At 70.2% G+C, this 16862-nt stretch carries 19 protein-coding genes and 1 tRNA gene; 8 read left to right on the plus strand and 12 right to left on the minus strand.

From position 1 onward, the window contains the following. Positions 1-4: 4 nt before the first annotated feature. Positions 5-1414 (minus strand): DUF222 domain-containing protein, encoded by a 1410-nt coding sequence (locus tag ACIWQI_RS09530; protein WP_396656949.1) that lies wholly within the window; start codon positions 1412-1414, stop codon positions 5-7. Positions 1415-1537: 123 nt separating this feature from the next. Between ACIWQI_RS09530 and ACIWQI_RS09535 the strand changes: the two genes are divergently transcribed. Further along, positions 1538-2017, plus strand: coding sequence for a DUF3515 family protein (locus ACIWQI_RS09535; protein ID WP_396656951.1), 480 nt, complete (start codon positions 1538-1540; stop codon positions 2015-2017). On the opposite strand, the gene ACIWQI_RS09540 is transcribed toward ACIWQI_RS09535, so the two are convergent. The 7 genes from ACIWQI_RS09540 to ACIWQI_RS09570 all read right to left on the minus strand — a co-directional run bounded on the left by ACIWQI_RS09540 (position 2014) and on the right by ACIWQI_RS09570 (position 9527). Continuing rightward, a complete protein-coding gene (locus ACIWQI_RS09540) occupies positions 2014-3105 on the minus strand; it encodes a D-alanine--D-alanine ligase family protein (protein WP_396656953.1) in 1092 nt (363 codons plus the stop codon). The two genes, ACIWQI_RS09535 and ACIWQI_RS09540, sit on opposite strands and share 4 nt — an antisense overlap. Beyond that, on the minus strand, positions 3005-4129 hold the full coding sequence (locus tag ACIWQI_RS09545) for an NAD(P)H-dependent glycerol-3-phosphate dehydrogenase (protein WP_396656954.1): 1125 nt from the start codon (positions 4127-4129) through the stop codon (positions 3005-3007). Before ACIWQI_RS09545 ends, ACIWQI_RS09540 begins: the two co-directional genes overlap by 101 nt. 1 nt (position 4130) lies before the next feature. Next, positions 4131-4898 carry a lysophospholipid acyltransferase family protein gene (locus ACIWQI_RS09550; protein ID WP_396656979.1) on the minus strand — a complete coding sequence of 256 codons (768 nt, stop codon included), beginning with the start codon at positions 4896-4898 and terminating at the stop codon, positions 4131-4133. A 2-nt stretch (positions 4899-4900) separates the two neighbouring features. Continuing rightward, positions 4901-6277, minus strand: a complete 1377-nt coding sequence (gene murA / locus ACIWQI_RS09555; protein ID WP_396656956.1) for a UDP-N-acetylglucosamine 1-carboxyvinyltransferase — start codon at positions 6275-6277, stop codon at positions 4901-4903. A gap of 63 nt (positions 6278-6340) precedes the next feature. Then, entirely contained in the window at positions 6341-6937 is a 597-nt protein-coding gene (gene leuD, locus ACIWQI_RS09560; RefSeq protein ID WP_396656958.1) for a 3-isopropylmalate dehydratase small subunit, read from the minus strand. Between the two features lies 1 nt (position 6938). Next, complete coding sequence (gene leuC / locus ACIWQI_RS09565) at positions 6939-8393, minus strand: 3-isopropylmalate dehydratase large subunit (RefSeq protein WP_396656959.1); 1455 nt, start codon at positions 8391-8393, stop codon at positions 6939-6941. Between the two features lie 126 nt (positions 8394-8519). After that, positions 8520-9527 (minus strand): TerC/Alx family metal homeostasis membrane protein, encoded by a 1008-nt coding sequence (locus ACIWQI_RS09570; RefSeq protein ID WP_396656960.1) that lies wholly within the window; start codon positions 9525-9527, stop codon positions 8520-8522. Positions 9528-9747: 220 nt separating this feature from the next. On the opposite strand from ACIWQI_RS09570, the gene ACIWQI_RS09575 reads away from it, so the two are divergent. The 3 genes from ACIWQI_RS09575 to ACIWQI_RS09585 are packed head-to-tail and all read left to right on the plus strand — an operon-like array spanning position 9748 to position 11801. After that, on the plus strand, positions 9748-10305 hold the full coding sequence (locus tag ACIWQI_RS09575) for an RNA polymerase sigma factor (RefSeq protein WP_396656961.1): 558 nt from the start codon (positions 9748-9750) through the stop codon (positions 10303-10305). After that, positions 10302-11432, plus strand: coding sequence for a DUF4349 domain-containing protein (locus ACIWQI_RS09580; RefSeq protein WP_396656962.1), 1131 nt, complete (start codon positions 10302-10304; stop codon positions 11430-11432). Before ACIWQI_RS09575 ends, ACIWQI_RS09580 begins: the two co-directional genes overlap by 4 nt. A 9-nt stretch (positions 11433-11441) precedes the next feature. Continuing rightward, positions 11442-11801, plus strand: coding sequence for a nuclear transport factor 2 family protein (locus ACIWQI_RS09585; RefSeq protein ID WP_396656963.1), 360 nt, complete (start codon positions 11442-11444; stop codon positions 11799-11801). Positions 11802-11807: 6 nt separating this feature from the next. Here the strand turns inward: ACIWQI_RS09585 and ACIWQI_RS09590 are convergent, their stop codons facing one another. Both ACIWQI_RS09590 and ACIWQI_RS09595 read right to left on the minus strand, forming a co-directional pair. Then, positions 11808-12491, minus strand: a complete 684-nt coding sequence (locus ACIWQI_RS09590) for a phosphotransferase (RefSeq protein WP_396656964.1) — start codon at positions 12489-12491, stop codon at positions 11808-11810. A 35-nt stretch (positions 12492-12526) separates the two neighbouring features. Continuing rightward, positions 12527-13417 carry an SDR family oxidoreductase gene (locus tag ACIWQI_RS09595; protein WP_396656965.1) on the minus strand — a complete coding sequence of 297 codons (891 nt, stop codon included), beginning with the start codon at positions 13415-13417 and terminating at the stop codon, positions 12527-12529. Positions 13418-13603: 186 nt separating this feature from the next. On the opposite strand from ACIWQI_RS09595, the gene ACIWQI_RS09600 reads away from it, so the two are divergent. Further along, positions 13604-14191, plus strand: coding sequence for a Dps family protein (locus ACIWQI_RS09600; protein ID WP_396656967.1), 588 nt, complete (start codon positions 13604-13606; stop codon positions 14189-14191). Positions 14192-14203: 12 nt separating this feature from the next. Next, a complete protein-coding gene (locus ACIWQI_RS09605) occupies positions 14204-14806 on the plus strand; it encodes a flavodoxin family protein (RefSeq protein WP_396656968.1) in 603 nt (200 codons plus the stop codon). A 51-nt stretch (positions 14807-14857) separates the two neighbouring features. Here ACIWQI_RS09605 and ACIWQI_RS09610 read toward each other — a convergent pair. Further along, positions 14858-14933: transfer RNA gene (locus ACIWQI_RS09610), tRNA-Glu, on the minus strand. Positions 14934-15029: 96 nt separating this feature from the next. Here ACIWQI_RS09610 and ACIWQI_RS09615 point away from each other — a divergent pair. Next, complete coding sequence (locus ACIWQI_RS09615) at positions 15030-15668, plus strand: MBL fold metallo-hydrolase (protein ID WP_396656970.1); 639 nt, start codon at positions 15030-15032, stop codon at positions 15666-15668. 6 nt (positions 15669-15674) lie between these two features. On the opposite strand, the gene ACIWQI_RS09620 is transcribed toward ACIWQI_RS09615, so the two are convergent. Continuing rightward, positions 15675-15944, minus strand: coding sequence for an HPr family phosphocarrier protein (locus ACIWQI_RS09620; RefSeq protein ID WP_396656971.1), 270 nt, complete (start codon positions 15942-15944; stop codon positions 15675-15677). A gap of 65 nt (positions 15945-16009) precedes the next feature. On the opposite strand from ACIWQI_RS09620, the gene ACIWQI_RS09625 reads away from it, so the two are divergent. Next, positions 16010-16862 (plus strand): aminoglycoside phosphotransferase family protein (locus ACIWQI_RS09625; protein WP_396656972.1); only part of this gene is annotated, 853 nt, incomplete at its 3' end.

Here is a 16862-nt window from a genome sequence, read left to right on the forward strand (position 1 = left end):
GTCGTCACCGGGAGAGCACGTCCGCGTGGTCGGGGGTGAAGTGGAGGGTGGGTGGTGCGCGGTCGGCGTAGGTGCGGCCGGTGGGGCTGGTCCAGGTGAGGGTGCCGTGGTCGTCCTGGTGGACGGTCCAGTGGGTGTGGTGTTTGAGCATGTGGTGGCGCCGACACAGGTGGGCGAGGTTGCAGCCGGTGGTGGGGCCGCCGTGGACGTGGTCGACGGTGTGGTCGATGTCGCACCGCCAGACCGGCATCCGACAGCCGGGGAACCGGCAGTGCTCGTCCCGTGCCCGGAGGTGGCGGCGCTGGGCTTCGGTGGGGAACCGGCGGTCGGCGGCGACCACCGCCCCGGTGACCGGATCGGTGAGCACCCGCTCCCACAGGGACGCCGCCCCAGCCAGGTGCCGAGCGGTCTCGGGGTCGATCGGGCACTTCCCGGTCAGCATCGCCGGGGTGCGGGACTTCTGCCCGATGAGCGTGAGCACAGGGACGGTGATCTGCACGATCCCGCGCAGCGCCCCGACCCCGTCGTCACCGTCCCGGTCCGCGGCGTCGGCGGTGGGATGCCCCGTCAGCAGCAGGTCGGCGAGCAGGTCGGCCCGGAGCTGATCCAGTGTCCGCACCTGCGCAGCCGTGGCCGCGTCGTCCGAGATGCCGTCATGGTCACCGTCGCGTTCGGTGTCGCGCAGGGTGCGTGCCATCTGGGTGAGTCGGTCGTGGATCCCGAACGCCAGGGCCGCAGGCAGGTGCGCGGTGACCGTACCCATCCCGTCATCCCCGGCGCGCACGTCGACGCGCCGGTCCTGCCGCGCCACGCGGTGCCGCTCCGCCAATGTCACCGGGTGCAGCTGCTCCGCCAGCGCCTTCGCATGCATCCGCAGCCGCCCGGTCGTGGTCGGCCCGGTCGCCAGGTCGAGCACGAGGGACTCGAACTCCGCCCGCGCCGCATCGTCGTCCAGCCCACGCCCCTCGTCGACGATCACCATGGCCTGGGAGCGGGAGACCCGCCCCGCTGCGAAGGCGTCGTACGTGGACGCGAACCGGTCCCGCAGGGCTGCTGCGTCGGCCATGTGCCCGGCGACGGTGCGGTCGCTCATCCCTGCGGCGCAGGCGAGTTCTGCGGCCATCGACCGCACCCGCAGGTCCGGTGTCGCGCCCTGCGTGCCGTCGGCGAGCGCATAGTCGAGGGCTTCCGCCAGCACCCGCTGCGTGACCGCCTCCCACCGAGCCACTTGCGCGACCGCGTGCTCCCACTGGGCGAGCAGCTGCTCGCGGTGCAGCGCATCCGCCTCCAGCAGCGGGGCCGGCACCGTCGACGACTCGACCGCCTCCGGCTCGACCCAACTCTCCGCGCGGGAAGCCCGCTCCGCCCACAGCTCCATCGCCACGTCGGCGGGGAGCTCGGCGACCTCGGACATGAGGACAGCATGACAGCAACATCCGACATCCATTCGACGCTCCGCGCATCAGCACGGAGAGGACAGTGATATATGACGACGAGCCCGCCGTCACCGGCATCCCGCCGAGGTTAGGCTGGAGACGTGCGCCTGTTCGGTCGATCCCTCGTCGTCGCGGCGCTTGCGGCATCCCTTCTCGGCCTCGCATCCTGCAGCTCGACGGTGTCGATTCCGCCTGCGCCGGATGCGAACAACCCGCTGTGCGCCGACGTGTCGGTGCGCCTTCCCAAGGTTGTCGACGGGATGCAGCGGCGCTGGACCGACGCCCAGGCGACGGGGGCGTGGGGCGACCCCACGACCGTCATCCTCGCCTGCGGCGTGATGCCCCCCGGCCCGACAACGCTGGAGTGCGTCACGATCGAGGGCGTCGACTGGATCATCGACCCGAGCGACGAGCCCAACTACCGCTTCACCACCTACGGGCGCACCCCCGCCGTCGAGGTGTTCCTCACCTACGACCCCGCGACCACCTCGAGCGCCGAGGTGCTGCGCGCGTTCACCTCCGCCGTGTCGGGGCTGCCGGTCGACGGGCAGTGCACGGCCCGCGGCGGCGAAGACTCCTAGCGGGGACCGCGCGCAAGGCCCGACTCGATCAACTCCTCGATGAGCCGGGGGTACGTCATCCCCGACGCGATCCAGCATCGGGGGAACATCGAGATCGGCGTGAAACCGGGCATCGTATTGACCTCGTTCACGAAGAACTCGGTGCCGGTGTAGAAGAAGTCGACGCGGGCGAGACCTTCGCCGCCGACCGCCTCGAAAGCGCGCGCCGCGATCCGCTGCATCTCGGCGAGCTCGCCGTCATGCAGCTGCGCCGGGCAGACCAGATCGATGCCGGGCGCGCCCAGGTACTTCGCCTCGAAGTCGTAGAAGTCCCTGCCGCTCACGACGATCTCACCGGCCACGCTCACGCGCGGCGCATCGCCGTCGCGGCCCTCGAGCACACCGCACTCCAGTTCGCGGCCGGCGACGGACTCTTCGACGAGCACGGTGGAGTCCTCGGCGAACCCGGTCTGAAGCGCCGTCTCCAGGTCGTCCCACGACTCCACCTTCGACACGCCCACGCTGGAGCCCGCGCGGGCGGGCTTGACGAACACGGGCCACTCCATCGCGCGGATGCGCTGCTCCCACATGCGCCGGCTGCGCGCCCAGCCCGCCTGGGTCAGGGTCAGCCAGGGCACCACCGGCACGCCCGCCGAGCGCAGCACGCTCTTGGTGGTGTGCTTGTCCATCGCCATCGCCGACATCAGCACGCCGGCGCCGATATACGGGATGCCGAGCAGCTCGAGCAGGCCCTGAATGGTGCCGTCCTCGCCGAATCGGCCGTGCAGGATCGGGAACACCACGTCGATGGCGCCCAGCGAGCGCTCCCCCGCGTCGGTGCGCACCCGCAGCTCGCGGGACGCCGCGGAGTCGGGCCAGACGATCCGCGTCCCGTTGTCGACGACCTCCGGCAGACGCTCCGGGTCGAGGGCGAACTTGTCCGGGTCGTCGTCCTCGAGGACGAAGGCACCCTCGCGGGTGACGCCGATCGGGATCACCCGGTAGCGGTCACGATCGATCGCCCGGAGCACGCCTCCCGCCGTAGCGGAGCTGATCGAGTGCTCGCTGGAGCGACCGCCAAAGAGCACCGCCACCGCCGTTCTGCCCATTCTGCGTCCTCTCTCCCTTGGGAGTGTCGTCGTCGGTCGTCAGGTGCGGTGCGATGTTGCGCGGGTCCATCGTGCCCTCGAGCACGCGCTTTACCTGCTCGACGATCGGCATCTCGACTCCGGACTCCTTCGCGAGCTGAAGGATCGGCGCCACCGATGCCAGCCCCTCTGCGGTCTGCTGCATCTGCTTGACCACATCTTCGAACCGGTACCCCTGGCCGAGGAGCCGGCCGGCGGTGTTGTTGCGCGACAGCGGCGACTGGCACGTGGCGATGAGGTCGCCGAGCCCGGCCAGTCCCTGCAGGGTCTCGGCCTCGGCGCCCTGTGCGACCGCGAAATCGGTCATCTCGACGAGTCCGCGCGTGATGATCGATGCTTTGGTGTTCTCGCCGTAGCCGACACCGTCCACGATGCCGATGGCGACGGCGATGAGGTTCTTGAGCACCCCGCCGAACTCCGTGCCGATGACATCGGTGTTGACGAAGGTGCGGAAGTAGCTGTTGCGAGCCCGCCGCGCCACGGCATCGGCCGTCTCCTGGCTGACGGACGAGATGACCGCCGCCGTCGGCTCCTCGCGCGCGATCTCCAGGGCGAGGTTAGGGCCGGAGGCCACGGCGATCCGCTCCGGCGCACAGCGCAGCTCCTGCTCGATCACCTGGCTCATGCGCAGCCCGCTGCGGCGCTCCACGCCCTTCATGAGCGAGACGATGGGCGCCTCGGTCTCCGCCACGAGGGGGCGCACGCCCTTCAGGTTCTCGCGCAGCGCCTGGCTCGGCACCGACAGATACACCTGCTCGGCGCCCTCGAGCGCCTCGGACAGGTGGTGGGTGGCGTGCATGTCGCGCGGCAGGTTGATGCCCGGCAGATACCGGCTGTTGCGCTTGGCCTCGTCGATCTCCTGTGCGAGTTCGGGGCGGCGCGCCCAGATCGTCACGTCCGCGCCGCCGTCGGCGAGGATCTTGCCGAAGGTCGTGCCCCAGCTGCCCGCGCCGAGGACGGTGACGCGGGGCTGCTTCGACGGCATCCTACGACTCAAAGCGCCCCGTCTCGGTCTGCCGATGCGATGCCGGGTTCCAGCGTTCGGCGGGCGGCTCGGCGCCCCGGACTGCGCCCACGAGGCGGGCGAGGGCATCCATGAGGCGCGTCGTCCCCTGCGCGAGGCCCGCGGGAGATGTCTGCGCGCCGGCCAGGTCGCCGAGGTCGATCGGCTCGCCCACCACCACGGTCACCTCGCGCCGTCGCGGAAAGCGCAGCTTCCCGTAGCGCGGCATGATCTCCTGCACGCCCCAGTGGGCGAAGGGGATGAGCGGGATGCCTCCGGCCGCCGCGAGCCGGACAGCGCCGGTCTTGCCGCGCATCGGCCACAGGTCGGGGTCTCTGGTGAGGGTGCCCTCCGGGTAGACGATGACCCCGCGCCCGCGCTCGACCAGCTCGGCCGATGTCTGCAGCGTCTGCTTGGCCGACGCCGCCGAAGACGAGCGCGCCACGGGGACCATGCCGGTCGCGCGCAGCGCCCAGCCGAGCACCGGCACGCGGAACAGGCTCTCCTTGGCCATGAACCTCGGCGCGCGGCCCAGTCGCCACACGGCGACCGCGACGATGAGCGGGTCGAACTCGCTGTTGTGGTTCGGGGCGACGACGTACGCGCCCTCCTGCGGCAGATTCTCGGCACCCTCGATGCGGATCTTGGCGAACAGGCCCACCAGCGGGACCACGACCACCGCCAGGACCCAGAAGACGCTGGGGCGGGTCTTCTCGGTGGAGGCGCGCCGATGCGCCGCGGAGCGCGCCACCGTCACCCCACGATGTCGAAGTCGGCGCCGAGATCCTTCAGCTTGGCGAAGAGCTTCTCGTAACCCCGCCGGATGATCCCGATGTTGCGCACGGTCGATTCCCCTTCGGCGGCCAGCGCCGCGATGACGTAACTGTAGCCTCCTCGCAGGTCGGGGACGACGACGTCCGCGCCGTGCAGCGGCGTGGGGCCGTTGATCACCGCGGCCTGCTCGAGTTCGCGCCGCGGCACGCGACGCGTCCCGCCTTCGAGTCCGTGCGGGTGCACGACGATGTCGGCGCCCATCTTGTTCAGTGCGTCGGTGAAGCCGAGCCGGTTCTCGTACACGGTCTCGTGCACGACCGATCGGCCGTGCGCCTGGGTGAGCGCGACGATGAGCGGCTGCTGCCAGTCGGTCATGAACCCGGGGTGCACGTCGGTCTCCACCGTCACCGCGCGCAGGTCGCCGTCGCGGCGGAAGAGGATCCCGTCCTCGCGCACATCGAAGTCTCCGCCGACCTTGCGCACCACGTTGAGGAACGTGAGCATCTCCTGCTGCTTGGCGCCCCCGACGAAGATCTCGCCGTCCGTGGCCAGCGCCGCGGCCGCCCAGCTCGCGGCCTCGTTGCGATCGAAGATCGCCCGGTGCTCGTAGCCGCGCAGGCTGTCGACGCCCTCGATGAGGATGACACGGTTCGGCTCGTAGGCGATGATGGCGCCCATCTTCTGCAGCACCGCGATCAGGTCCATGATCTCGGGCTCGATGGCGGCGTTGCGCAGCTCGGTGACGCCCTTGGCGCGCACCGCGGTCAGCAGCACCTGCTCGGTCGCCCCGACGCTCGGGTAGGGCAGGCGGATGTCGGCTCCGTGCAGGCCGTCCGCTGCGGAGAGGCGGATGCCTTCGTAGCTCTTCTCCACGGTGGCGCCGAACGCGCGCAGCGCGTCCATGTGGAAGTTGATCGGCCGGTCGCCGATGCGGCAGCCGCCGAGATCGGGGATGTAGGCCTCGCCCAGCAGATGCAGGAGCGGTCCGCAGAACAGGATCGGGATGCGGGAGGCCCCCGCGTGCGCGTCGATCTCTTCGAAGTGCGCCGACACCGCTCCGCTGGGATCGAGGTGCAGGGTGCCGTCCTCATCGCCGTCGCGGACGTCGACGCCGTGAACCTTCAGCAGCGAGCGCACGACCTGCACGTCGCTGATGTCGGGCACATCCTTGAGAGTGCTCGTGGTCTCGCCGAGCAGGGCCGCCACCATCGCCTTGGTGACGAGGTTCTTGGCCCCCTTGACCTCGACACGCCCGCGCAGCGGGCGACCGCCGCGGATCCGCATGGTCTCCGGCTGTGGAAGAGTGCCCTCGTCCGGTGTGCGCGCCGGCTGTGCGTCGCCAACGAGGGTCTTCATGCGATGGGCCTCACTTCGTTCGGAGATCGTGTGCACTCCCCCTCGTGCGGGGACGCGCGGGCATCAGCGGACGGGTATCGTCCGTGGCCGCCACGCCTCTCGGCGGGCCTCGAACTGCGCGATCTTGTCTTCGCTGCGCAGTGTGAGCCCGATGTCGTCGAGCCCCTCGAGGAGCCGCCACCTAGTGTAATCGTCGATCTCGAACTCCACTCGGAGACCTCCCAGCATTGCGGTGCGCGTCTGAAGGTCCACCGTCATCTGCGAGCCCGGCTCCGCCTCGAGGGCCGCCCAGAGCGCCTCGGCGTCGGCCTCGCTGATGACGCCCGTGAGCAGGCCCTGCTTGCCGGCGTTCCCGCGGAAGATGTCGGCGAACCGCGGACTGAGCACGACGCGGAAGCCGTAGTCGCGCAGCGCCCACACGGCGTGCTCGCGACTGGAGCCGGTGCCGAAGTCGGGACCGGCCACGAGGATGCTGGCGCCCTGATGCGCCTCGTGGTTCAGCACGAACTCGGGATCCTGCCGCCAGCTCGCGAAGAGCGCGTCCTCGAACCCGGTCTTGGTGACGCGCTTGAGGTAGACCGCCGGGATGATCTGGTCGGTGTCGACGGCGGAGCGCTTCAGCGCGACCGCGACGCCGGTGTGGGTCGTGAACTTCTCCATGTCAGGCCTCCACCTTCTCGCGCGCGGGCAGGTCGGACGGACTGGCGAGGCGCCCCATGACGGCGGTGGCGGCCGCGACCAGCGGCGACACCAGGTGCGTGCGGCCGCCCTTGCCCTGACGGCCCTCGAAATTGCGGTTGCTCGTGGAGGCGCAGCGCTCGCCCGGTGCGAGCTGGTCGGGGTTCATTCCCAGGCACATCGAGCACCCCGCGAACCGCCACTCCGCGCCGAACTCCTCGAAGACCTTGTCGAGCCCTTCCGCTTCGGCCTCCAGTCGCACCCGGGCGGAACCGGGGACGACCATGACCCGCACGCCGTCGGCCTTCCGTCGCCCCTCGATGACCGAGGCGAAGGCGCGCAGATCCTCGATGCGGCTGTTCGTGCACGAGCCCATGAACACCGCATCGACGGGGATGTCCTTCATCCGCGTGCCGGCTGTCAGATCCATGTACTCCAGTGCGCGCTCGGCTGCGGCGCGCTCGTTGGGGTCGGCGAAGCTCGACGGGTCGGGCACGCTGTCGTTCAGCGGCACGCCCTGGCCGGGGTTCGTGCCCCAGGTGACGAACGGCTCGAGCTCGTTCGCGTCGAGGAACACCTCGGCGTCGAAGACCGCGCCCTCGTCGGTGGGGAGCGTCCGCCAGTAGGCGACGGCATCCTCCCAGTCCTGGCCCTGCGGCGCATGCGGCTTGTCCTTGACGTACGCGAACGTCGTCTCGTCGGGCGCGACCATCCCGGCGCGCGCGCCCGCCTCGATCGACATGTTGCAGATCGTCATGCGGCCCTCCATCGAGAGGGCGCGGATCGCGGAGCCGCGGTACTCCAGCACATAGCCCTGTCCGCCGTTGGTGCCGATCTTGGCGATGACCGCGAGGATGATGTCCTTCGCTGTGACACCGGGCTTCAGCTCGCCCTCGACCGTGATCGCCATCGTCTTGAAGGGCTTCAGCGGCAGGGTCTGGGTGGCCAGCACATGCTCGACCTCGCTGGTGCCGATGCCGAACGCCATCGCGCCGAACGCGCCGTGCGTCGAGGTGTGCGAGTCGCCGCAGACGACCGTGATGCCGGGCATCGTCAGTCCGAGCTGCGGACCCACGACGTGCACGATCCCCTGCTCGGTGTCGCCCAGCGGGTGCAGGCGCACCCCGAACTCCTCGGCGTTGCGGCGCAAGGTCTCGATCTGGATGCGGCTGGTGGGATCGGCGATCGGCCGGTCGATGTGCAGGGTCGGCGTGTTGTGGTCCTCGGTGGCGATCGTCAGGTCGAGCCGGCGGACCGGGCGGCCTTCCGCGCGCAGACCGTCGAACGCCTGCGGACTGGTCACCTCGTGCACCAGGTGCAGGTCGATGTAGATCAGATCCGGCTCGCCGTTCTCGCCTTTGACGACGAGGTGGTCGTCCCACACCTTCTCGGCGAGGGTGCGCGGTCGATCGGGGATCGCAGGGGCAGGGGTGCTCATGAGTGTCGTTCTCCTGATCAGAGGGGAGTCAAGCCCGCGACGGACTCCGCGACGAGGGTGGCCTGTTACGAGGTCTCGTCGCGGCCGCTAAGGAGAAGGCGAGCGATCCGCATCGACGTCAGGATATCACCGGCCTGTGCCCACCCCGCGCTTGTCGCGGTTCGCGGCGATCAGGCTCGCGATGGTCGCCACGGCCATCGCCGCGACGATGACGCCCAGCGACACCCAGGTCGAGATCTCGGGAGCCCACTGGACCGGCTGCCCGCCGTTGATGAAGGGCAGCTCGTTCACATGGAGCGCGTGGAAGAACAGCTTCACGCCGATGAACGCGAGGATGAAGGCGATCCCGTAATGGAGGTACCGGAGCCGATCGAGCAGTCCGCCCAGCAGGAAGTAGAGCTGACGCAGCCCCATCAATGCGAACACGTTGGCGGCGAACACGATGAACGCGCTCTGCGTGATGCCGAAGATCGCGGGGATCGAGTCGATGGCGAACACGAGGTCGGTGAAGCCGATCGCGAGGAACACGAGGATCATCGGCGTCCAGGTCTTCTTCCCGTCGACGACGGTGCGCAGCTTCGCGCCGTCGTAGTCGTTGTCGATCTCGATGAAGCGGCGCAGGAACCGCACGATGCCGGTCTCCGTCGCCGCATCGCTCTCCGGTTTGCCGGGGAACGCCTGGCGCCACGCGGTGTAGACCAGGAACAGGCCGAAGATGTAGAAGATCCAGCTGAAGTTCTGGATGAGGGCGGCCCCGGCGAGGATGAACAGGCCGCGCAGCACGAGCGCGACGATGATCCCCACCATCAGCACCCGCTGCTGGTATCGCCGCGGCACCGCGAACTGGGTCATCAGCAGGACGAACACGAAGAGGTTGTCCACCGAGAGGCTGTACTCGGTGAGCCACCCGGCGATGAACTGGCCCGCCGCATCGGCTCGATCCCCCTGGGCGGACAGGAACAGGAGCAGCGCGAAGACGAGGGCGAGTGCGACGTAGAAGCCGACCCACGCGGCCGCCTCCCCCATCTTCGGAATGTGGGGCCGCTTGATGATGATCAGCAGATCGGCGATGAGGATGGCCGTCATCACCGCCATCGAGGTGATCTCGAACCAGACGGGGATCTCGAAGGTCATGCAGGGATCTCTCGGGTCGGTGGGATTCCGACAGTCTCTCCCCCGCGCGGATCGCGGTGCGCACCCGGAGCGCCGATGACGGGGCTCGTGATGACGAGTGCGCGTTTGCGGGATACTCCCTCTCGCTCGCAACAGGATACAGCCGCATGAGACGATTCCGCGGCGGACGACACTGACCTGCTGAGAGACAATGGTGCTCCGCCAGACGGACGGACGAGGAATGGCCGAGCGGGCAGAAGACGATGCGACGCTCGTGGCGCGGGCCGCGAGCGGGAGCGAGCATGCCTTCCGCACGCTCTACCGCGCCTACGTGCGTCCCGTCTACTGGCTCGCCCACGGGCTGGTCGGCGATCCGTCGGACGCGGAGGACGTGACCCAGGAGACGTTCATGGCGGCGTGGCGCAGGCTTCCCGAGCTGGAGCTGGAGAGCGACTCGCTGCTGCCGTGGCTGGCCACGATCTGCCGCTTCCAGGCCGCCAATCGCATCCGGCGGCAGCGCCGCGACCGCGAGCACACCGCCGCCGCGGCCGACGAGAGCCTGCCGGCCACGGTGGATGTCGAGCACCAGGTCGCCACGACGCTGCTGGTCGACCGGATCCTCGATGCGGTCCGCGGGCTCAGCCCGCTCGATCAGCAGATCTTCCGGCTCTGCGCCGCCGAGGGGTACGCGTATCAGGCGGCCGCCGACGAGCTCGGAGTCAGCCACGGCGTCGTGCGCAACCGTCTCTCCCGCATCCGCACGCATGTGCGTGCGGCGACCGGAACGGAGGGCGCATGAGCACTCGAGACGGCATCACCCCGCCCCCGCTGCCCGAGCTCAACGACGAGCGCATCGACGAGATCGAACAGGCCCTGTTCGCCGGCATCGCGCGCGAGCGTGAGGCGCGTCAGGATCGCGAGCGGCGAGAGCACGAGAAGCGGGCGCGTCGCCGACGCACCGTCTGGTGGACCACCGCTGCCGCCGCCGTCGTGATCGTCGCGGCCGCCGCCATCGGCCCCGCGCTCGGCGGGCTCACGATGGCGACCGGCGGCGCGGACACCGCCGAGACGAGCGCGGGCGACAGGGCATCGGTCGACCCGGCGGCGGGCGGATTCGTCGGCGACGGGGCCGAGGAGGCGAGCAGCGCCGAGGCGACCGGGCCGGTGTCCCCCGCCGATCGCGAGATCATCGCCACGGCACAGGCGACCGTGCAGGTCGACGATGTCGCGGCGGCGGCCCAGCGGATCGGGGCGGCCGCCCAGCAGCGCGGCGGATACGTCGAGTCCATGAGCATCGGCGAGGAGGGCCCGGTCGTCTTCGACGAGCGCATGGGCGAGGTCATGCCCTACCCGGTCTCGGGCGCCTGGATCACGGTCCGGGTTCCCGCCGACGAGCTCACGGGCGCGATCGACGAGCTTTCGGCGCTCGGCACCGTCGTGTCGTCGTCGATCAGCCGCCAGGACGTGACCGAGCAGGCGGTCGACCTGCGGGCGCGCATCGACGCCCTCAGCGCCTCGGTCGACCGGCTCACGGAGCTGATGGGACAGGCGGGCAGCGTCGCCGATCTGATCGCGGCCGAGAGCGCCCTCTCGCAGCGACAGGCCGAGCTCGAGTCGTACCAGCAGCAGCTGCAGAGCCTGGAGAGCCAGGTGTCCCTGTCGAGCCTCACCGTGTCGCTGACGCCGGTGACCGAACCGGTCACGGCCGATCCGGCCGGGTTCGGCGACGGGCTGGTGACCGGGTGGAACGGTCTGGTGGCCACCCTCAACGCAGTCGTGGTCGCTGTGGGCTTCCTGCTGCCCTGGCTGGCGGTCGCAGCGGTCACCGCCGTCGTCGTGTGGGCCATCGTCCGGGCTCGGCGGCGCGGGGGCGGCCGCGGCGACACGGACGCGGACGCCCACGCGGATGTCGGCGGCAGCGAGTAGAAACGGACCATGTCGAAGACGCGTGAGTGGCTGGACGGCTACGTCCGGGCGTGGAAGTCCAAAGATCCCGCCGACGTGCGGGCGATCTTCACCGACGACGCCGAGTACTGGTTCCGCCCCGACTCCGCCGACCCGGTGCGCGGCATCGACGCCATCGTCCGCATGTGGGCGGAGGAGGAGGAGCCCGCCGAACCTGCTTTCGAGCTCGACGTGCTCGTGGAGGACGAGAACGTCGGCGTCGTCACGGGCTGGGTCGACTACCCGGGCCATCAGCTCTACCGGAACATGTGGGAGGTCCACTTCGGCGAGGACGGGCGGGCCCGTCGGTTCGTGGAGTGGTACATGACACCGCACGACCCGCAGCAGTGACGGCGATCAGGACTCCGCGTGCCACAGGGCGCGGTAATACCTGATGCGCTCCGGATCGGGCGCGATGCCGTAAGCGTCGAAGAGTTCGTTCTGATGCCCTGCGCCGAAGTTCCAGTCCAGGCTCATCGACGCCACCGCGAGGTCGGCCCAGCGGTCTCCCACGGCGAGGTCGCCGAAGTCCACGTTCCCGGTCCATTCGCCCGCCGCGCTGATGAGTGTGTTCGGCGCGCACGCGTCGCCGTGCACGACGACGGGGTCGACGAGGGGCGGTCGCGGACCCAGGGCCGCAGGCATCCGCCCCACCCAGCTCTCTTCCGTCCAGGCCCTGGGCAGCTCCTTTGCCGGCAGCGCGTGGAGGGCGCGAAGTCCGGCGGCGATCGCCCGGATCGCCGGGGCCGGGTCGTCCCGCCAGGGCTCGCCGATCGCGTGCGAGCCGGGCAGAGCCGCGGTCACGAGCCACTGCGCCTCCTCGTCGGCGTCGTACTCGATCACCCGGGGAGCGGGATGCCGGCCCGCCAGCCAGTCCAGCCGCGCCCGCTCGCGCGCCAGGTCGATGCCGGTCGATCGCGGATTCCACTTGACGACGCGGTCTCCGACTCGGAAGGTCAGCCCACCGAGCTCATTGCGCCAGAGCAGTCGCGCCTCGGCGCCCCCGGCGATCGCTGTGACGGCGGCGGGCAGTCGGGGCACGTCGTCAGCCTACGGCGCGCCCGCGGCGACGCGTGTCAGAGGTGCTTGCCGCCGGTGACCGGCAGCACCGCACCGGACACGTACGACGCCGACTCCGACGCGAGGTAGACGTAGGCGCCCGCGAGCTCGGCGGGCTGCCCCGCACGCCCCAGCGGTGTGTCCTGACCGAACGTGGCGAGCCGCTGCGCATCCCACTCCGTCGCCGGGATGAGGGGGGTCCAGACCGGACCGGGGGCGACGGCGTTCACGCGCACGCCCTGCGGCCCGAGCTCCTCGGCCAGCGCTCGCACGAACGCCACCTGCGCGGCCTTCGTCATCGCGTAGTCGATGAGGCTCGGCGACGGACTGAACGCCTGGATCGACGACGTCACGATGATCGACGACCCCGGCGGCAGGTGCGGGACGGCCGCCCGCGCCGTGAACAGCAGTCCGTACAGGTTGGTCTGGAACACCCGGTCCATCTCGGCCGTCTCGAGGGTCGCCAGGCTGTCGCGGTCCTTCTGGTAGCCCGCGTTGAGCACGAGGATGTCGAGCCCGCCGAACTCTTCGACCACCGCGTCGACGATCGAGGTCGCGAACCCCTCTTCGCGGACGTCGCCTGCGATGCTGAGGCCACGCCGCCCGGCCTGCTCGACGAGCCGCTCGGTGTCGTCGGCGTTGTCCTGCTCCTCGGGCAGATGCGCGATCCCGACATCAGCGCCTTCCCGCGCGAAGGCGATCGCCACGGCGCGTCCGATGCCCGAGTCGCCCCCGGTGATCAGGGCACGCCGGCCCTCGAGCCGTCCGCTGCCCCGATAGGTGTCCTCGCCGTGGTCGGGCGTGGGCATCGTCGCGTCGGTGTCGCCCGGCTGAGACTGCTGCTGCGCGGGGAAGCCCTCGTCGCGGTGCTTGTCCCGGGGGTCTTGGCGTGTGGTGTCGGCGGACATCTCATTCCCTTCGTTCGCCGCCGACGCTACGCGGACCGTCTCGGCGGGCCGACCCCCTTGACGATGCGCGTCGTCGTGACCTAACCATCGGCAGGAAGCCTCCCGTAGCATCCGTCATCCGCGCGTGCAATCCCCGTCTCCTCCGGCGTGGCTCGACGTAGTTTGGGGCGAGACGGAGGAGATGACATGGCGTCGACAACCAAGACCACCAGCAAGACGAAGTCCAAGGCGAAGGCCGACTCGGTGGCCAAGCGCACCAAGCGCCGCCCGGCAGGAGGTGCCGGCCTGACCGCCGAGCAGAACGCCGAGAGCGGCTTCCGCGCATCCCGCACGCTGAGCGAGAACCTGCAGAAGGTGCTCGTCGACCTGATCGAGCTGTCGCTGCAGGGCAAGCAGGCGCACTGGAACGTCGTCGGCAGGAATTTCCGCGACACGCACAAGCAGCTCGACGAGGTCATCGCGGCGGCGCGCACGTTCAGTGACACCGTCGCGGAGCGGATGCGGGCGCTGCACGCGCTTCCCGACGGTCGCAGCGACACCGTCGCCGAAACGACGACCCTGCCCGAATTCCCCGCGGGAGAGGTCTCGACCTCCGACGTGGTCGACCTCATCACCGAGCGCATCGAGGGCGCGGTGTCGACCTGTCGCGACGTGCACGACGCCGTCGACGAGGAGGATCCGACCAGCGCCGACATCCTGCACGCGATCATCGAGAGTCTCGAGCAGTTCGCCTGGATGGTCAGCGCCGAGAACCGCGTGCCGGCAGCCGGCTGATCAGGAGCACCGATGGTCACCGCGCTCGCGCTGAACTGCACCCTGAAGCCGTCTCCCGAGCCGTCCAGCACGTCCGTGCTGCTCCACCAGGTCCTCGATGCCCTGGCCGAGCACGGCGCGAGCGGCGAGCAGGTGCGGGTCGTCGATCACGACGTGCGGCCCGGTGTCGACAAGGACATGGGCGACGGAGACCAGTGGCCGCAGCTGCGTGAACGCGTGCTCGCCGCCGACATCCTGCTGTTCGGCACGCCGACGTGGATGGGACACATGTCCAGCGTCGCCCAGCGCGTGCTCGAACGCCTCGACGCGGAGCTCTCGGAGACGGATGCCGAGGGCCGGCCGATCCTGACCGGAAAGGTCGCCGCGACGGTCGTCGTCGGCAACGAGGACGGGGCGCACAAGATCACCGCCGACCTGTACCAGGCGCTCGGCGACGTCGGCTTCTCGATCGCGGCGCAGGCCGGCACCTACTGGAACGGCCAGGCGATGCAGACCGTCGACTTCCGCGAGCTCGACGAGACTCCCAAGGAGGTCGCCGACGCCACCGCGACGCTCGCACGCAACACCGTGCATCTGGCGCGGGTGCTGCGCGAGTCCCCGTATCCGCCGCCGTGACGACCAGATTCCACCAAGCGAAAAGCCCGACCTGAGCCGGGCTTTTCGTGCTGGTGACCCCAGCGGGATTCGAACCCGCGTTACCGCCGTGAGAGGGCGGCGTACTAGGCCGCTATACGATGGGGCCGTCTGACAGCCGTATAAGTATGCCATGTGCACACCCCCCGGCCAAATCGTGGCGGGCCCGGTTGCCGGTGCGCGAGAGACCATGTTGACTCGGGCCATGCGCGTCACAAAGCACGAACATGCCGGGCTCCGCATCGACATCGGAGGCAAGCTCCTCCTCATCGATCCGGGCACCTACACACTCCCCCTGGACGGGGTGGTCGAGGCGGTCGCCGTTGTCATCACGCACGAACATGCCGATCACTGGACGCCCGAGCACCTCGAGCGGATCCTGAAGGCTGCGCCCGGCATCCCGATCTTCGGACCGGAGGGGGTCGCCGCCGCCGCCGCCGATTTCGACATCACTGTGGTCTCCCCCGGCGAGACCGTCGAGGTGGAGCCGTTCACGCTGCAGTTCTTCGGCGGCGACCACAACGTCATCCATCACACGCTCCCGATGGTCGACAACGTCGGCGTGCTCGTCAACGACCAGTTCTACTATCCCGGCGACTCCTACACGGTGCCCGAGGGCGTCGACGTCCAGCTGCTCGCAGCGCCGCTGGGCGGGCCGTGGCTGAAGATCGGCGAGGCGATGGACTACGTCCTCGAGGTGAAGCCCCGACGCGCTTTCGGCACCCACGACATGACGCTGTCGACCATCGGCCGCGACATGCATCGGACCCGGCTGAAGTGGGCGACCGAGCAGAACGGCGGCGAGTTCTTCGAACTCGACCCCGGTGACAGCATCGACCTGTGACCGGGGCTACTCCGCGTCCAGGTCGGTCTCGAGCAGGGTGACCAGCTCGTCCAGCGCCTGGTCGGCACCCTCGGCGTCGGACTTGAGCGTCACGACGGTGCCCTGCGAGGCGCCCAGCCCCATGAGCGAGAGGATGCTGCCCGCGTTCAGGTCCTTCCCGCCGTCCACCGAGATCGTGATCGGGATGCCCTTCTCCTGGACCGCCTGCACGAAGAGCTTCGCGGGGCGCGCGTGCAGACCAGAGCTGCTGGCAATGGTCGCCTGGCGTTCGGCCATGTGTCTGTCTCCTTCGACGGGCGGATGCCTGTGCCGTCACTGTACCGGGCCGCTACCCTTCAGTGGTGCCCGACAAGCCCGCCGCCGAGGTCGACATCGATGAGCGGCTCGTCCGAACCCTGCTGCAGGGGCAGGCGCCGGAGCTCGCAGCCCTCGAGCTGCGTCCGATCGCGGCGGGGTGGGACAACTCGGTGTGGCGGCTCGGTGCGCAGCACGCGGTCCGCCTGCCTCGCCGGGCCGTCGCCGCGCCCCTCGTCGAGAACGAACAGCGCACGCTCCCCGAGATCGCGCGGCGCCTGTCGGATGTGGATGTCGCCGTGCCTGCGCCGCTCGTGGCGGGGCGACCGGCTGCGGGCTATCCGTGGGCATGGTCGGTCGTGCCGTGGATCGGCGGGGATGCCGGGCTCCGGGTGCCGCGCCCCCAGCGGTCGGGCTGGGCGGCGGTGCTCGCCGACGCGCTCGGCGCGCTGCATGCGCCGGCGGCTCCCGGCTACCCTGTGAACCCGGTGCGCGGCGTGCCCCTCGCCGCGCGGGCGGCTGCGGTCGCCGGCCGGTTCGCGTCGCTCGGAGGCGCGCACGACGGGCTGGACGTGCTCGAGCGCGACTGGCGCGCGGCGCTGCATGCGCCCGTGTGGGGCGGCCCTCCGCTGTGGATCCACGGCGACCTGCACCCCGGCAACCTCGTGGCGCGCGGAGGGCAGCTGACCGGGATCATCGACTTCGGCGACGTCACCGCGGGTGACCCGGCCTACGATCTGGCGGTCGCCTGGCTCGCGTTCGACGCCGACGGTCGCGCCCGCTTCACAGACACCGCACGGGGCCGATACGACAGTGCGACGTGGACCCGGGCGCGCGGCTGGGCTGCCGCGGTGACGCTCCTTCTGCTCGACGGCAGCGACGACAACCCCGAATACCGGG

Source organism: Microbacterium sp. (genome assembly GCF_044508325.1).
GTDB lineage: Bacteria > Actinomycetota > Actinomycetes > Actinomycetales > Microbacteriaceae > Microbacterium.

Excerpts from the sequence above, each read along its gene's own strand:
- ACIWQI_RS09615 (WP_396656970.1), top strand. The coding sequence starts at position 15,030 with ATGCGCGTCACAAAGCACGAACATGCCGGGCTCCGCATCGACATCGGA.
- murA (WP_396656956.1), bottom strand. The coding sequence starts at position 6,277 with ATGAAGACCCTCGTTGGCGACGCACAGCCGGCGCGCACACCGGACGAG.
- ACIWQI_RS09545 (WP_396656954.1), bottom strand. The coding sequence starts at position 4,129 with ATGCCGTCGAAGCAGCCCCGCGTCACCGTCCTCGGCGCGGGCAGCTGG.
- ACIWQI_RS09580 (WP_396656962.1), top strand. The coding sequence starts at position 10,302 with ATGAGCACTCGAGACGGCATCACCCCGCCCCCGCTGCCCGAGCTCAAC.
- ACIWQI_RS09585 (WP_396656963.1), top strand. The coding sequence starts at position 11,442 with ATGTCGAAGACGCGTGAGTGGCTGGACGGCTACGTCCGGGCGTGGAAG.
- ACIWQI_RS09595 (WP_396656965.1), bottom strand. The coding sequence starts at position 13,417 with ATGTCCGCCGACACCACACGCCAAGACCCCCGGGACAAGCACCGCGAC.
- ACIWQI_RS09605 (WP_396656968.1), top strand. The coding sequence starts at position 14,204 with ATGGTCACCGCGCTCGCGCTGAACTGCACCCTGAAGCCGTCTCCCGAG.
- leuC (WP_396656959.1), bottom strand. The coding sequence starts at position 8,393 with ATGAGCACCCCTGCCCCTGCGATCCCCGATCGACCGCGCACCCTCGCC.
- ACIWQI_RS09570 (WP_396656960.1), bottom strand. The coding sequence starts at position 9,527 with ATGACCTTCGAGATCCCCGTCTGGTTCGAGATCACCTCGATGGCGGTG.
- leuD (WP_396656958.1), bottom strand. The coding sequence starts at position 6,937 with ATGGAGAAGTTCACGACCCACACCGGCGTCGCGGTCGCGCTGAAGCGC.
- ACIWQI_RS09540 (WP_396656953.1), bottom strand. The coding sequence starts at position 3,105 with ATGGGCAGAACGGCGGTGGCGGTGCTCTTTGGCGGTCGCTCCAGCGAG.
- ACIWQI_RS09575 (WP_396656961.1), top strand. The coding sequence starts at position 9,748 with ATGGCCGAGCGGGCAGAAGACGATGCGACGCTCGTGGCGCGGGCCGCG.
- ACIWQI_RS09600 (WP_396656967.1), top strand. The coding sequence starts at position 13,604 with ATGGCGTCGACAACCAAGACCACCAGCAAGACGAAGTCCAAGGCGAAG.
- ACIWQI_RS09530 (WP_396656949.1), bottom strand. The coding sequence starts at position 1,414 with ATGTCCGAGGTCGCCGAGCTCCCCGCCGACGTGGCGATGGAGCTGTGG.
- ACIWQI_RS09620 (WP_396656971.1), bottom strand. The coding sequence starts at position 15,944 with ATGGCCGAACGCCAGGCGACCATTGCCAGCAGCTCTGGTCTGCACGCG.